This is a genomic window from Pokkaliibacter plantistimulans, from assembly GCF_003194385.1.
Lineage (GTDB): Bacteria > Pseudomonadota > Gammaproteobacteria > Pseudomonadales > Balneatricaceae > Pokkaliibacter > Pokkaliibacter plantistimulans.
The window spans coordinates 26,991-41,402 of sequence record NZ_LAPT01000109.1; the positions used below are offsets into that span (position 1 = coordinate 26,991).

At 58.1% G+C, this 14,412-nt stretch carries 11 protein-coding genes; 8 read left to right on the forward strand and 3 right to left on the reverse strand.

The genetic code is table 11. The annotated features are described in order from the left end of the window. Window positions 1–316: 316 nt before the first annotated feature. The 8 genes from WH50_RS20505 to WH50_RS20540 all read left to right on the forward strand — a co-directional run bounded on the left by WH50_RS20505 (window position 317) and on the right by WH50_RS20540 (window position 9,570). Window positions 317–1,090: a DeoR/GlpR family transcriptional regulator gene (locus tag WH50_RS20505; RefSeq protein WP_110189126.1), complete on the forward strand. Its 774-nt coding sequence runs from the start codon at window positions 317–319 to the stop codon at window positions 1,088–1,090. Window positions 1,091–1,427: 337 nt separating this feature from the next. Then, window positions 1,428–2,975, forward strand: a complete 1,548-nt coding sequence (gene glpD, locus WH50_RS20510) for a glycerol-3-phosphate dehydrogenase (RefSeq protein WP_243410199.1) — start codon at window positions 1,428–1,430, stop codon at window positions 2,973–2,975. A 237-nt stretch (window positions 2,976–3,212) separates the two neighbouring features. Beyond that, window positions 3,213–3,947, forward strand: coding sequence for an NUDIX domain-containing protein (locus WH50_RS20515; RefSeq protein ID WP_165838500.1), 735 nt, complete (start codon window positions 3,213–3,215; stop codon window positions 3,945–3,947). Window positions 3,948–4,009: 62 nt separating this feature from the next. Then, complete coding sequence (locus tag WH50_RS20520) at window positions 4,010–4,213, forward strand: DUF2788 domain-containing protein (protein ID WP_243410200.1); 204 nt, start codon at window positions 4,010–4,012, stop codon at window positions 4,211–4,213. A 15-nt stretch (window positions 4,214–4,228) separates the two neighbouring features. Next, window positions 4,229–5,977, forward strand: a complete 1,749-nt coding sequence (locus tag WH50_RS20525; protein ID WP_110189129.1) for a VRR-NUC domain-containing protein — start codon at window positions 4,229–4,231, stop codon at window positions 5,975–5,977. After that, window positions 5,971–8,337, forward strand: a complete 2,367-nt coding sequence (locus WH50_RS20530; protein WP_207780411.1) for an ATP-dependent DNA helicase — start codon at window positions 5,971–5,973, stop codon at window positions 8,335–8,337. The genes WH50_RS20525 and WH50_RS20530 overlap by 7 nt, the downstream gene beginning before the upstream one ends. Window positions 8,338–8,451: 114 nt before the next feature. Continuing rightward, window positions 8,452–9,012 (forward strand): M15 family metallopeptidase, encoded by a 561-nt coding sequence (locus WH50_RS20535; RefSeq protein WP_110189130.1) that lies wholly within the window; start codon window positions 8,452–8,454, stop codon window positions 9,010–9,012. Window positions 9,013–9,105: 93 nt separating this feature from the next. Further along, on the forward strand, window positions 9,106–9,570 hold the full coding sequence (locus WH50_RS20540) for a MarR family winged helix-turn-helix transcriptional regulator (protein ID WP_104157021.1): 465 nt from the start codon (window positions 9,106–9,108) through the stop codon (window positions 9,568–9,570). 189 nt (window positions 9,571–9,759) lie between these two features. Here the strand turns inward: WH50_RS20540 and WH50_RS20545 are convergent, their stop codons facing one another. From WH50_RS20545 to WH50_RS20555, 3 genes are all read right to left on the reverse strand, one after another. Next, a complete protein-coding gene (locus WH50_RS20545; RefSeq protein ID WP_207780412.1) occupies window positions 9,760–11,523 on the reverse strand; it encodes a tannase/feruloyl esterase family alpha/beta hydrolase in 1,764 nt (587 codons plus the stop codon). A gap of 130 nt (window positions 11,524–11,653) precedes the next feature. Beyond that, entirely contained in the window at window positions 11,654–12,880 is a 1,227-nt protein-coding gene (gene mhpT / locus WH50_RS20550; protein WP_110189131.1) for a 3-(3-hydroxy-phenyl)propionate transporter MhpT, read from the reverse strand. A 327-nt stretch (window positions 12,881–13,207) separates the two neighbouring features. Then, window positions 13,208–14,392 (reverse strand): MFS transporter, encoded by a 1,185-nt coding sequence (locus tag WH50_RS20555; protein ID WP_110189132.1) that lies wholly within the window; start codon window positions 14,390–14,392, stop codon window positions 13,208–13,210. Window positions 14,393–14,412 lie beyond the last annotated feature (20 nt).

Here is a 14,412-nt window from a genome sequence, read left to right on the forward strand (position 1 = left end):
GATCACAGTGCAAAGCTGTCACCTTACTTTCACTCTCACGAAACTGCCGGAACAGCGCGCTACAACTTATTAGTACGCCAAGCCGGAAGACCCGCTTTCCATGTTCGATTTTGTTCGTATTCTGCCCGCGACGATCCCAGATGCAAGTTCTTTTTCGAAAACGTCAAAAATCATGACACTGGAGAGCATCTCTATCGCCCTCTATTATTAGCGGCAACTTGTATTAACCACTTACATTGGGCAGCGCCCGTAGCCCGCTCAACGGCTCAGGTTTGCACCATCATCAGGTTTCTTGCACAGGGAGCTCCACCCCGCAATGAGTCAACACCGCCGTCAGGACGAAATCCTTGCTCTTGTTCAGCAGCAGGGCTTCGTGACAATTGATGAGCTAGTGCGCTTATTCAACGTCACGCCACAAACCATCCGCCGTGATCTGAATCAACTGGCGGATGCCCAGCGCATTCGCCGTCATCATGGCGGTGCCGCATGGGAATCCAGCACCGTCAACACGGCCTATGCCACCCGCAAGATCATGAACCATCCAGAGAAAGAGCTGATTGCCAGAACGGTCGCTGCTCACATTCCTGATGGCGCCTCGGTTTTCATCAACATCGGCACCACGACCGAAACCGTGGCCCACGCCCTGCTGAATCACAAAGATCTGCGCATAGTGACCAACAATATCCATGTGGCATCCATTCTGAGTGCCAAAGAGGACTTCTCAGTCATCATTGCCGGTGGTGAAGTACGCACCCGTGATGGCGGCATCGTCGGTGAAGCGACACGTGATTTCATCAACCAGTTCCGTATGGACTACGGCATCATCGGCATCAGCGGCATCGCTGAAGACGGCTCTTTGCTTGATTTCGACTATCGTGAAGTGCGCATTGCCCAGTCGATTATCCAGAACTCCCAGCACGTATTCCTGGCAGCAGACTCATCAAAATTTGGCCGCAATGCCATGGTTCGACTGGGCAACCTGAGCCAGGTCAGCGCCCTGTTTACCGATGCTGCGCCACCCAAACATATTCAGGAACTACTCAACCAGCATCAGGTTGAACTGTACGTCACAGACGTGAAGCCTGCTTAGCTTCGCCTTTGAACCTGTTATGAGCAGGAGCGGCCAGCGCTCCTCTCACTTCTCTTCTGACCTGCCCTTTGTTTTTCTCTGCTCCACTTCACTACTCCCTGCCTCTTTCGCCAACGACACCCAGCTGCGATTCGCTGACTGTCATCTGACTTATCTAATGTATGCCTGATGAATCTCGCAGCGCGCATCATGGCCAGGACAATTCAAATACGTTCATGAAGAGAACAAAAAGCAGCAAAACATTTTCATGATTTTTCACTTGCCGGGATCAAAGACGAACACTATAGTTTCGTTAATTTTCTAATTTGTCACTTATCGAACATTTAACGAGGTAAGTATGAGCCAGGGCAACACTGATCAAGCCACTCCCATGTACGATCTCTTTGTCATCGGTGGCGGGGTGAACGGTGTCGGTATCGCCAACGATGCAGCAGGCCGTGGTCTGCGAGTCATGCTGGCGGAGCAACGCGACCTGGCCAGCGCCACCTCCTCCTCTTCCAGTAAGCTGATCCACGGTGGTCTGCGCTATCTGGAATACTACGAATTCCGTCTGGTCAAAGAAGCGCTGAAAGAACGTGAGGTGCTGCTGAACAAGGCTCCGCACATCGTCTGGCCTTTGCGCTTCCGCCTGCCACATCGCCCGCACCTGCGTCCGGCCTGGATGATTCGTGCAGGCCTGTTCCTCTATGACAACCTCAGCAAACGTACGACGCTGCCCGCTGCCAGCAGCCTGCGCTTCGGTGCCAACAGTGCATTGAATGCCGAGATCACCAAGGGTTTCGAGTATTCGGACTGCTGGGTCGATGACGCCCGTCTGGTGGTGCTCAATGCCATGCAGGCTCGCGAGCTGGGTGCAGTCATCAAGACCCGCACCAGCTGTGTCAATGCCAAACGTGACGGTAGCCACTGGGTCGTCACACTGCAGGAAGAAGGTAGCGCTGAAAGCTACGATGTGCGCGCCAAGGCACTGGTCAACGCGGCGGGCCCCTGGGTGTCATCCTTCTTCGACACCGCACTCAAGCGCAAGTCGCCGAAGAACATTCGTCTGGTACAGGGTAGTCACATGGTGGTACCACGTATTCATGAGGAGAAAGCAGCCTATATTCTGCAAAACGACGACAAGCGCATTGTTTTCGTCATTCCCTACATGGACAAGTACTCGCTGATCGGCACTACCGATCTGGAATACAAAGGCGACCCCTATAAGGTCCATATGACTGAAGACGAGATCAGCTACCTGATTGATGTATCCAACAAACACTTCCGTCAGCAAATCAAACGCGATGATGTGGTATGGACCTACGCCGGTGTACGTCCTCTGCTGGATGACGAGGCGAATAACCCCTCAGCAGTCACCCGTGATTACACCTTTGAAGTGGAAGATGCCAACGGTGTAGCGCCACTGGTGTCTATTTTTGGCGGCAAGATCACCACCTATCGCAAGCTGTCAGAAGCAGCGGTCAACCGCCTGCAGGATTATTTCCCTCATATGCATGCACCCTGGACGGCAGGCAGCATTTTGCCCGGCGGTGAATTCCGTGATCACGCCAGCTTCTTGACCTACCTGAAAGACGGCTACCCGTGGGCACCGGAAGCCATGCTGCAGCGCTTTGTTCGCAGCTACGGCACACTGGCGCGCAGCATTCTGGGCAATGCCCAGTCAGTGAATGATCTGGGCAAGCACTTCGGTGCTGATCTTTATCAGGCCGAGGTGGATTACCTGATCGAACAGGAATGGGCAGTCCAGGCAGAAGATATTCTCTGGCGTCGCAGCAAACTCGGTCTGGCGCTGGACAGCAGCCAGCAGGCGGCACTGCGTGACTACCTCAACGGTGATGGCAAAGCCAGTCATCTCTACGCCGTTGCCAATGCAGCTAACCACTGAGGAGAGCATCACCCTTTTATTCATGTCATTCCCTGTTGTTGCCCTGTGTTCATATAGCTGAGCGTTGATGTGTGAGCACTTCCCTTGGCCCTCCTTGTTGAGGGCCTTTTTTCGTCTGCAAAAACGTCTCCCGGTGCCTCCTCGTCCTCCCGGACACTGACCACCTAAAGCCTTCATCTGTGCTAACGTAACCGGCTTGTGACCAGATCAGATCGACCGCCACAACAGGGAATGCCCATGTCCACTACGCTGCTTGCTGACCTCAACCAACGTGATGCAGAACACATCCAGCTCGTTGCCCTCTGGCGGCAGGAACCGGTGCTGGAAAAGGTGGGTGAATTACGAGTGCCTGATTCCCTGCAGGCTGCCTATCAGCAGCAGTGCAAAGCGCTGACGATCAATGAGCCTGTGTGTGTACTCGCTGCGTTACCCAAGGCAGACCCTTCAGGTGCTGCGAGCCATCGTCTGCTGACCTATCTCGAGTCAGACTACGCCACCATCATGACCCTGCGTCGTGCTGGTCAGCGCCACATGCTGATCGCAGCAACCTGCATGGTGATGGATGTGCACCATCAGCAGTTTCTGTTCCAGCAGCGCTCCAGCAAAAATCACCTGTACCCGGGTTATCTGTCCGTATTCGGCGGCGGCATCCACCCTCAACAGGATGGCGCTCAGGCAAGCCAGGGGGCTTTGCGTGAGCTGCAGGAAGAAAGCGGCCACAACGGGCACATCCCGCCTTCCGCCTGGTGGTGCCTGACTCAGGAACCCGATAACGGTGCAGTGCAGCTCACCTGCATGCCGACCTACATCAACATCAGCGAACACCCGCAGTTTGATGAAGCCGAAGGCAAGGTGGTCAGACTGGATTGGCATGCCTTGCAACAGGAACGTCAGCAGCCACAGCAACACTGGACGCCTCTGGCACGTCTGCTGGTAGAGGCTTGGTTTCGCATTGGCGAGCAGCAAGGCTGACGACCTGAATCTCCCCGTCAACTGCGCTAAACTGCTGCCTTTCCCCCGATGAGGCTCTGCTCGTGCGTTTAGCGGAAATGGAAAATCTGACGTTGAATATCGGCCTGACGGTGTTCGCCTGCTTTGTATTCTTCATCATTTATGATCTGGCGAAGAAATCAAAAGCGGGCAAGTTCGGTACGCTCATCCTGTTTTTGACGCTGGGGCTTGGTCTGTTTGCCTTTCTTATCAAGGAAGTCATCGTCCATCTGATGGAAAAGAGCTAAGTGCCGACGCCTCCCATGAACACGCCTACGCTTGATCGCGCCTCGCTCGATGACCCGCTCTACTACCTGCACAATGCCCGCACCGTACTGCAGTGGGTGCTGACGCATCACGGTGATTTACTGCACCCGGATGAAGCCCGCCAGCTGGAGGCATTCCTTCAGCTGCCGACGCAGGCTCAGGCGCTGCTGATGCGGATGGTGATGCGCAAGGGTGAACTGTTTCGCACCAGCAAACTGAACTACAGCGAAGTTACCGATATGCCGGCTGCCGCACAGGCACTGGCCGAGGCCCGGTTCCTAGAGCTACGGCCTGAAATCACCCTCAGCGAACTGTGCCAGCTGCTGACCAAAGCCGAGTTAGTACAACTCTGCCAGTATCAGCTGCCTGACATCGCCGTGCCGCGTGCGGCAGTGAAAGAGCAGATCATCGACATACTGCGGCCCCTCGCACACCCTGACGAGGACGAGGAACCAGCATCACCTCGGCGAATGACCTATCAGGGCTGGTGGCCAGAGGCTTACGATCAGCTCTGGCAGCTGTCCTGTATGGCGCTGTTCGATCTGGTCCGGCTGCTGTTTTTCGGTAATCTGCGCCAGGACTGGTCAGAGTTCGTACTGACCGAGCTGGGTCACCAGCGCTATGAAAGGGTGGACTTCACCCCGTCTTCACGCGCATTTCAGACCAGACAACAGGTCGACATCTATCTGTACCTGCATCAATGCCGCGAGCAGCTGGAGAGCCGTGAGGTGGTGCTGGCAGAACTGCTCGAAACAGTCCCCGCCGCGCTGGATAACCCCTGGCTGGAGAGCCGCCGGGCGCGCCTGCTGTTCAGCATCGGGAGACAGGCTGAACGTGAGCAGCAGCAGGCGCTGGCACTGCGTTGTTATGAACAGAGCGGTCACCGGGAAGCGGCAATCCGCACGCTGCGTTTGCTGGAGAAATCTGCAACGCCGATGGAGGTCTATCAGCGCGCCGAAGCGGCTCTGCAAAGCGCCACTCACGCCGATGAACAGGTCTATCTCTATCGCATTCTCAAGCGGGTGGCGAAAAAGGCCGGTCAGCCCCTGCGGCTACCACCGGCCCCCGCCGACATTCCACTGCAGTACATCAGCGTACCTTATCCCACTGGCAGCACGGTGGAGCTGGCAAGCGCCGCCTACTTCCATCATCAGGGTCAGCAGCGAGGCACATCGACCCATGCTTTCTACGTGGAAAACACCCTGTTCAACGGCCTCTTTGCCCTGCTGTGCTGGCCTGCCCTGTTTGCCCCATTGCCCGGCGCGTTTTTCCACCCCTTTCAGTCTGCCGCCGCCGATTTACTGCGCGATGACTTCGTCAGCCGCCGTCAGATGCTGTTTGATGAGTGTCTGCACAAGCTGGACGACGGCAGTTACCGCCAGCAGATTCAGCATTACTGGCAGCTGAAACAAGGTATCACTACCCCTTTTACCTACTGGCCTGCACTGGAGCAGCCGCTGTTGCAGCTGGCCCTGCAACACCTTCCTGCAGCGCAGCTGAAGGCCATCTTCCTGCGCCTGCTGCAAGACATCAAACAACACCGTAGCGGCTTTCCCGACCTGATTTGTTTTGATGCGGACGGCCATGTCCGCCTGATCGAAGTAAAAGGCCCCGGCGACCGCCTGCAGGATCATCAGCGGTTATGGCTGGAGTACTTTATTGAACTGGGCATGGATGTCAGTGTCTGCCACGTCAGCTGGCTTGATAACAGCAACGCCGCACCGGACGAGACTGCCTTATGCTGAAAGTGGCCGTCCGTACGCTCTGCGAGTTTGCTGCCCGCAGCGGTGATCTGAGCCATCGCTACACCCCGGCCCCCACTGCCGAAGAAGGTATGGCAGGGCACCGTCTGGTGCAGTCGCGACGCACCCTCGACTATCAGGCGGAATTGTTGCTAGAAGGCGAATGCAGTGGTTTATTGCTGTCCGGTCGCGCTGACGGCTACCTGCCTTACAAGCACATTCTGGAAGAGATCAAAACCCATCGCGGTGATGTGGCACGTATCGGCCCGGCCCAGCGGACCTTGCACTGGGCACAGCTGAAGGTCTACGGCGCCCTGCTGTGTGCCCGCGACAACCTGAAGTCCGTCACCCTGCGACTGGTGTATTTCGACATCGTCAACGACAAGGAGACCAGGCTGCAGGAGCAGCATGACCGCGAAGGGTTGTGGCACCACCTTGAAGCGCTGTGTCAGCGCTTCCGCTACTGGGCAGAGCAGGAGCAACACCACCGCGAACTGCGTGACAGTTCACTGCTGAGCCTGAGCTTCCCCTATGCGCAGTTTCGTCAGGGTCAACGCCAGCTGGCCGAGAACGTTTACAAGACGGTCTACACCGGCAAGACCCTGATGCTGCAAGCGCCCACCGGGATTGGCAAGACGCTGGGCGTACTCTACCCGGCCCTCACCGCCATGCCGCGCAAGGCACTGGACAGGCTGTTTTTTCTCACCGCCCGTAATACCGGCAAACAACTGGCGGTCGATGCCGCTCGGCAGTTACTCAGGGCGCAGACCGAGCCGTTGCCGCTGCGCATTGTGGAGTTGTCCGCCAAAGACAACGCCTGCGAACATCCAACACTGGCGTGCAGTGGTGAATCCTGCCCACTGGCAAAGGGATTTTTCGACCGCCTTGCCGATGCCCGTGCCGAAGCGGTGCAGTCAGGCGTGCTGGACAAGGCCAGCCTGCGCCGTATCGCCCTTGGTCACGACATCTGCCCCTACTTTCTGGCACAGGAAATGGCGCGCTGGTGCGACGTGGTGATTGCCGACGTCAACCAGTATTTTGATCAGCAGGCCATGCTCTATAGCCTGACGCTGCAAAACGACTGGCAGGTGGTCACCCTGATTGATGAAGCCCACAACCTGATCAACCGCGCCCGGGGCATGTACAGCGCTGAACTGCATCAGGCGCGTCTGAAACAGCTGAAAAAGCAGCTGCCTGCTGATCTGAAGAAACCGTTGGAGCAGCTGCAGCGTAAATGGCGGGAACTGATCAGGAGCGAACTGGAACCACCGCAGCCGGATGCTGAAGAACCCGCAGTTGCTGTCGATGAAACATTTACGCTGGCGACACCGGCAGCTGAGCGTACCCGTCCGGAGACAAACCAACGGCAGCGCAAAGGCGAAGATCTCGGTCAGATCTATCTGCAACAACGCCCCCTGCTGCTCGATGGCGCACTGGCGCGCCTGATCAGCGCCATCATTGATTACCTGACGGATCACCCCGCCGATGCGGTACTGCAGGAGTTGCTGTTTGAGTGCATCGGCTATCAGCGTCTGGCTGAGACCTACGGTGATCACTCGGTGGCCGGGCTCAGTCAGGAACAGAAAGGCAAAGCCGTGACGGGCATTCATAATCTGATCCCGGCGGACTTTCTCGCTCCCCGCTTTATCACCAGCCATGCCACCGTGCTGTTTTCGGCGACGCTGGCGCCCGCGGCCTATTATCGCGATCTGCTGGGACTGCCAGACAACAGCCTCTGGCTTGATACCGACAGCCCCTTCCGCGCCGAGCAGCTGCAGGTCAGACTGGTCAACCGTATCAGCACCCGCTACAAGGACAGACAACAGTCGATCCGCCCCATGGTGGCCCGCATTCTGCAGCAGTATCGGCAGGCGCCGGGCAACTATCTGGTCTATCTCAGCAGCTTTGCCTATCTCAATGCGGTGTATGATGCGCTGAAAAAGGAAGCAGGTGAGATTCACCTCAACCGCCAGCAACCGGGCATGAGCGACAGCGAACGTCAGGCCTTTATTGACAGCTTTCAGGAAGACCGCCAGCAGATCGGATTCGCCGTACTGGGCGGCGTGTTTGCCGAAGGGATCGACTTGCCGGGGCAGCGCCTGATCGGCGTCTTTGTCGCCACTCTTGGCCTGCCGCCCTATGACCACTACCATGAGCTGCTGCAACAGCGGATGCAGCAGCGCTTCGAGCGTGGCTACGACTACACCTATCTCTACCCCGGTATGCAGAAAGTGATTCAGGCAGCAGGGAGAGTCATCCGTACCACTGAGGACACAGGTGTAGTGGAACTGATCGATGATCGCTTTGTCCGAGCGGAGGTCAGGCAACTTTTGCCGGGCTGGTGGCAGCCGCAGCGCGTGTAACCACCGGACTGCATAGCCACCAGAGAGCGTAGCTACCAGAGAAGATAGTTACGCTCCTGCAGGCTCAACCCGCCTGCCCCCTAACCTGATGAATTAACTGGACGATGTAACGCAATGAGTACTTCAACCGACCTCTGTAGCAGCGACCAGGCGCAGCTGAAAGCCCTCACTCATCAGTGGCTGCATGAACTGGGTATTGATGCCGCCCTGATAGACAGCCGCCCGCTGCCCTTTTTTGCCGAAGCGACAGAACTGGTGATTGCCGAAACCAACGAGCAGGGGCGCGAATTTCAGCTGACGCCACACGCGGCGCAGGCCTGGCAGACGATGAAAGCGGCGGCCGCCACAGACGACGTCAGCCTGCTGATGGTGTCAGCCTATCGCAGCGTCGACTATCAGATGGACCTCATCCGCCGTAAACAGAGCCGCGGAGTCGCTGCCGACGACATCCTCACCGTACTGGCTCCTCCCGGTTGCAGTGAGCATCACACCGGACGGGCCATCGACATCAATACGCCGGACTGCGACCCGGCCAGTGAAGACTTTGCCGCTACTCAGGCATTCAGCTGGCTGCAGCACCATGCTGCCGAGTACGGCTTCCGCCTGTCCTTCCCCCCTGACAACCCCTGGGGATACGTCTACGAGCCCTGGCACTGGTGCTGGCATCCGGCATGACCTCTTGTCGACATGATCACGGCAGATCGGTGTCTGCCTCAGCCATCTGTGCCATAATCAGCCCATTTTGCGAGTAAAAGACCGGAACAGTTCATGGAAAACAACAGTGACAATAACTCTGATAAACAGACTGTCAGTTTCAGTGCCCTGGATACCCTTGTTGGCTACAAGATTCGTCGCGCTCAGCTCAATTACTTCAATCACTTCCAGGCAACGTTCGCCGAAGATGGCGTCAGCCCCGGCCAGTTTGGCGTGCTGTCTATCGTGGCGGAAAATCCGGGTCTGACCCAGACCGCCGTGGCGCAGGCGCTCGGTAATGACCGCTCGGCGATGGTGGCGGTGGTGGACAGGTTTGAAAAGGATGGGCTGATCGAACGTCGCCCGGTGGAGAATGATCGTCGCTCCTATGCGCTCTACCTGACTGACGCGGGTACCGACTACTACGCCAGCCTGTATGCTAAGGCGCGGGAGCATGAGGCACGCTTCGATGCCATCATGACTCCCGAGGAAAAGGGCTGGCTGCTGGATATCCTGCAGCGACTGGCCGACGTATCCTGACCGTTGCAACAGCACTGGCTGTCACCTGTTGACCGACAACCAGTGCCAGGCCTACACCACTCCCCAGCGCGCGACGCCGTGAATTATCCAGATGCTGACTCATGTACCTTCCTCTTGTTGTTTTGTATATAAGCGGCAGGGAACGTCCAGTCGTCGCGCCCCGCCTGATGAACTGAAGATGTGTGGGCACTACTGACACAGGAAACTGGCCGCCTGTTCGGGATCACTTTTACCGTCATATCTGGCCAGCTGAGGATAGGGGCACAGTGGACGACTGCGATGTGCTGACCAGTCAGCAGGGATTTCCGCATTAGGCGACAGCGAACCCTGACCACGCGCGCTGGCGATCACACGCTGCGGCGCCTTGCCCTGTTCTACCCAGGCAACAATGGCATCGAGCATGTCGAACTGATCTGTCGCCGGGCCATAACGGGTGTGGTTCATACCGGGGATCAGGAACAAACGCACGCTGTCGGCGGTCGCCTTACCGTGATTGCGGCTCAGTGCCTGATACCAGTGCACGGTATCCAGCGCAGAGAACACCGGGTCACTGTTGCCATGGAACACGATCAGCTTGCCGCCGCGCTGAATGAAGTGGTTCATCTGTGCTGCCTGCGGTGGGGGCATAAACGTCATCGCAGCTTCGGTGTAAGTCCCGTTGCTGGCGTAAATACGCGGCGCATCCTGTTCCAGACTGAAATTAAGGGCGTAGTCCAGCAGGCTGGTCCCTTCGCCGTTGACCACGGCAGGTGACACCGGCGGCGTCATAAATACAAAGCCCAGCGCGATGGCATCACGCGGGCCGACGCTGTACTTCAGCTTCCAGTCACGCCAGTCCTGACCATCAATGCCACTGTCCCACGGCATAGCGCTGTAGAGCTGCTGTTCACCCAGATGCGGGCCAGCAAACAGGCGCTGCAGTACACGCTTTCGGCCCTCATCCAGACAGTGGTCAGTCTGACCTGACTGACAACTGGCAACATCGCGCTGAATATCGAAATGGCGCTGACAGGTGGCCATATCGAAGATCAGACCGTCCTTTAGACCGTCCAGTCCATCACAACGCTGCAGTACCGCCTGCGCCACCCACTTCAGCTGCGCAGGCGTGAAGCTGGTTTCCAGATCGGGCTTGCCAGCAGCGTCCAGACGGGCCACCCGGGCAAACTGCTGTGCTCCCCACACCTGAGCAACGGCGGCCTGAGGCAGGTTAAAGCCGGGATCACCGGCGACAATGCCATCGTACTGGCCGGTATCGCGGGCAGCGGCCACCATGGCATGACGCCCCCCATTGGAGGCGCCCAGCAGATAGGAGCGCGCAGGACGATAACCGTAAAAGCCGGTGATCAGCTGACGCGCCATCGGGGTCAGCTGCGCCACGGCGTTGTAGCCGTAGTCCATGCGGGCCTGCGGGTCCAGCCCAAACAACGCTGCGCCGATCCCCTTACCCCCATTTTCCATGGCATGCCCGGCGTCGGAGCTAATCACTGCAAAGCCTTTCAGCAAACCATTGCTGTCCGGGCCACCGCCCAGCTGCCCTCCATAAGCGGGCACCAGACGTCCATCCAGACCGCCATTGGCCTGATAAAAGAAGCGCCCGTTCCAGTGACTGGGCAGACGCATTTCAAAACCGATGGCGTAGCGTTTGCCATCGACCGGGCTGACCCGCTCGTTGAGTTCGCCACGCACCAGACAATGCTCCGGCATGGCCTCGGCGATCCCCGTCACGCTGAGGCTACCCGCTGCGATCAGCTCGGTACTGATCAGTTTCATACCCGCATAGGGAAAGCTGCGCAGTGCCTCACAACTCATGGCGGGTTGCAGCTGATGATCGAGCGGTGCTTTTGTGCTGGCGGCCCAGGCCGGTGCTGACAGGCTCAGCATCAGCACCATGGGTAACGGACAGCGAGTTATCGGACGTGTACGGGTAACAGGCATGAAGGACTTCCAGAACATAGCAACTCCATGTATTCGAGCTAAAGCAGGTGAGACAGCCATCATTGCGGCAGGCGGGCACTGAGGGTCGGCGCTAGTATCGCCTCCCCTCAGCGGAGCATGAACAGCAGCCCAGAACGTGCAGGCGACGTCAGGAAGATGAGGCCGGTACTGCAGGTATCACGGCATAGCGACGCGAGAACAGGTAGAGCACCGCTCCCGAGGCAATGACCAGCCCCGGCGCCGCGGCCATCAGTACGCCTGTCGCACCAGCTCCGGCAGCCAGTATCTGCCCGGCAGCCAGAGGGCCGGAGATGGAACCAAGCCGCCCCACCGCAACAGATACCCCGACCCCGGTCGCGCGGATATTGACCGGATACAGCAACGGCGCCAGCGCATAGAGTAACGCCTGCCCGGCCAGCGCGCACAGACCTGCGGCAAAACCTGCGATCAGCATGACCGTCATACCACCGTTGGAGCCCAGACCGGCCAGTGCCAGCAGCATGCCCAGATAGGCCACCACCACCGCTGTTACATAGCGCTCCTTATCCATCAGACGGCCACTCAACAGCGAGCCCAGCGCACCACCGACGTTGAACAGGATCTGCACGATACTGGCCTGTTCGCGGCTGAAGCCTTGCCCGACCAGCAGCGTAGGCAGCCAGTTAAGCAACAGATACAGCACGGTCAGGGTGAAAAAGCAGGCCAGCCAGAGCAATAAGGTAGGTGTGGTACGACGCTCATTGAACAGCGCAGTCAGGCCATTACCCTGCTCCGCTCTGCCTTGCGTGGCCTGTGTCTTGAACTCCTGAGACTCCGGCAGCCACAGCCATAGGGTCAGGGCAATCAGCACAGGCACCACGCCACCGATATAGAAAATCAGCCGCCAGTCAGTGCCGTACTCCGTGGCACCCAGAATTGCCGCCAGCATGCCCCCCAGCGGTACACCGCAATAGGTAAGGCTGACTGCCGTAGCACGCAGTTGTGGTGTGGCGGCTTCCGATGACAGTGCAATCAGAATGGGTAAGGCGGCGCCGAGGCCCAGCCCGGTAAAGAACCGTGCCACCAGCAACGAGCCATAACTCCAGGCATGAGCCGTAGCAAAGGAGAAAATACCGAACAGCACCACGGAGGCGATAAGGATCCAGCGTCTGCCAATGCGATCAGCCAGCCAGCCGCCGACCAGCGCCCCCGGCAGCAACCCCACCAGGCCTAGGCTGAAGAACCAGCCCATCATCGGTGGCGACAGGGCAAATTCGCCCTTCATGCCGGGTGCAGCAATGCCTGCCGCTTGCAGGTCGAAACCTTCCAGCAGAGCGGTCAGAAAGCAGAGAAAGAAAGTGAGATACATCGTGCGCTGCGTGGTTGAGGTGTTCATAAGGCACCTCCAGACAACGCCAGAGCAGGACAGGATAGAGCGAGACAGGCTGCCCGACGGCAAGCAGCGGCCATGACGTAGAACATGATTCATCTCCTGGGTGTTGTCTTTGTTGTGACCAGGTTGGACAAAAGGTGATCAACTACAGCTACGCCAGCTTACTGACAATTGTTATAAACAACAACAGTTTTTAAAAAACCATAAAACCGTCACTCGGTTGACAGGTCTCCTTAAAATGCAAAGAGCGGAAATATGAAAGAGCCATGGGAGCGCTAAGACGTCCCCATGGCCCGGAGGTTGCCCCCTACACCCAGACGCCGCAGCAGACTATTCAGCGGCGGTCTGTACGGTACTGGCAGGCAAAGGCAGACGAATACAAATCATCAGTGCAGCCAGTACAAACACGATGGCACTCCCTGACAACATGGCCAGCGGGCCACTGTGATCAAGCAGCCAGCCACCACAGGCCGCCCCGAGGCTGATGGCCAGCTGACAGGTTGAGGCCATCAGGGCGCCGGTGCTGTCAGCCATCGTCGGAGCAACCCGCGTCGACCAGGTGGACCAGCTGACCGGTGTGGCACCAAAGGCCAGCGCCCAGAGCATCAGCATGGCAACCGCAAATAGCAGACTGCTGCCGGCATCCATGACCTGCAAACCGATACTCACTCCCATCACCAGGGGTGCCATGCGCAAGACCCAGCGCAGGCGGTGATCCAGCCAGCGACCAATCAACAAGGTACCAATGAAGTTCGCCACACCAAAGCTCAGCAGCCACAGCGGTAACTGGTCAGTGGCAACCCGGAGCGTCCCTTCCAGAAAGGGGCGAATATAAGTAAAAGCCGCAAAGTGAGCAGTAAAGATCAGCAGGATGGCCAGAATGCCCGGCCCGATATGAGGACGTTGTACCGCCCGCCACAGACTGACCTGCCCCTGCGCAGGCGTTGCGGGCATGCTCGGTAAAGTCAGCCATTGCCACAGCAATGCAGCCACACCCAGTCCCGCTGCCAGCCAGAACACAGCACGCCAGCCCAGCAACGCACCGAGATAGCTGCCGACGGCGGCAGCACAGATAGTCGCCAGAGGCACACCGCTGAAGATCAGTGACAAAGCGCGCGGCACCGCACTCTCCGGCACAAATCGCAGCGTGGTAGCCGCGGCCAGCGACCAGAAACTGCCCAGCGCAACCCCAAGTAGCACCCGCCCGGCCAGCAGCACAGGCAGGCTGGCGGCCGTTGCGACAATGACATTGGACACGATAAGCATAGCGCTCAGGGACAGCAGCACGGAACGCCGATCAAAGCGACGTGTAGATGGCACTACCAGCAATCCGGCGATCAGCGCAACCACTGCCGTCACCGTCACACTCTGCCCGGCCTGACCATTACTCACAGCAAGGCTTTGCCCCATCGGCGTCAGCAGGCTGGCAGGCAGAAACTCCGCCGTCACCAGACTGAATACACCTAACGCCATCGCCCAGACAGCACTCCATCGAGTCGGGGTAGATACAGTCATAAATAGCTCCTCACTCCACA

Excerpts from the sequence above, each read along its gene's own strand:
- WH50_RS20530 (WP_207780411.1), top strand. The coding sequence starts at position 5,971 with ATGCTGAAAGTGGCCGTCCGTACGCTCTGCGAGTTTGCTGCCCGCAGC.
- glpD (WP_243410199.1), top strand. The coding sequence starts at position 1,428 with ATGAGCCAGGGCAACACTGATCAAGCCACTCCCATGTACGATCTCTTT.
- WH50_RS20555 (WP_110189132.1), bottom strand. The coding sequence starts at position 14,392 with ATGACTGTATCTACCCCGACTCGATGGAGTGCTGTCTGGGCGATGGCG.
- WH50_RS20515 (WP_165838500.1), top strand. The coding sequence starts at position 3,213 with ATGTCCACTACGCTGCTTGCTGACCTCAACCAACGTGATGCAGAACAC.
- WH50_RS20545 (WP_207780412.1), bottom strand. The coding sequence starts at position 11,523 with ATGTTCTGGAAGTCCTTCATGCCTGTTACCCGTACACGTCCGATAACT.
- mhpT (WP_110189131.1), bottom strand. The coding sequence starts at position 12,880 with ATGAACACCTCAACCACGCAGCGCACGATGTATCTCACTTTCTTTCTC.
- WH50_RS20540 (WP_104157021.1), top strand. The coding sequence starts at position 9,106 with ATGGAAAACAACAGTGACAATAACTCTGATAAACAGACTGTCAGTTTC.
- WH50_RS20505 (WP_110189126.1), top strand. The coding sequence starts at position 317 with ATGAGTCAACACCGCCGTCAGGACGAAATCCTTGCTCTTGTTCAGCAG.
- WH50_RS20525 (WP_110189129.1), top strand. The coding sequence starts at position 4,229 with ATGAACACGCCTACGCTTGATCGCGCCTCGCTCGATGACCCGCTCTAC.
- WH50_RS20535 (WP_110189130.1), top strand. The coding sequence starts at position 8,452 with ATGAGTACTTCAACCGACCTCTGTAGCAGCGACCAGGCGCAGCTGAAA.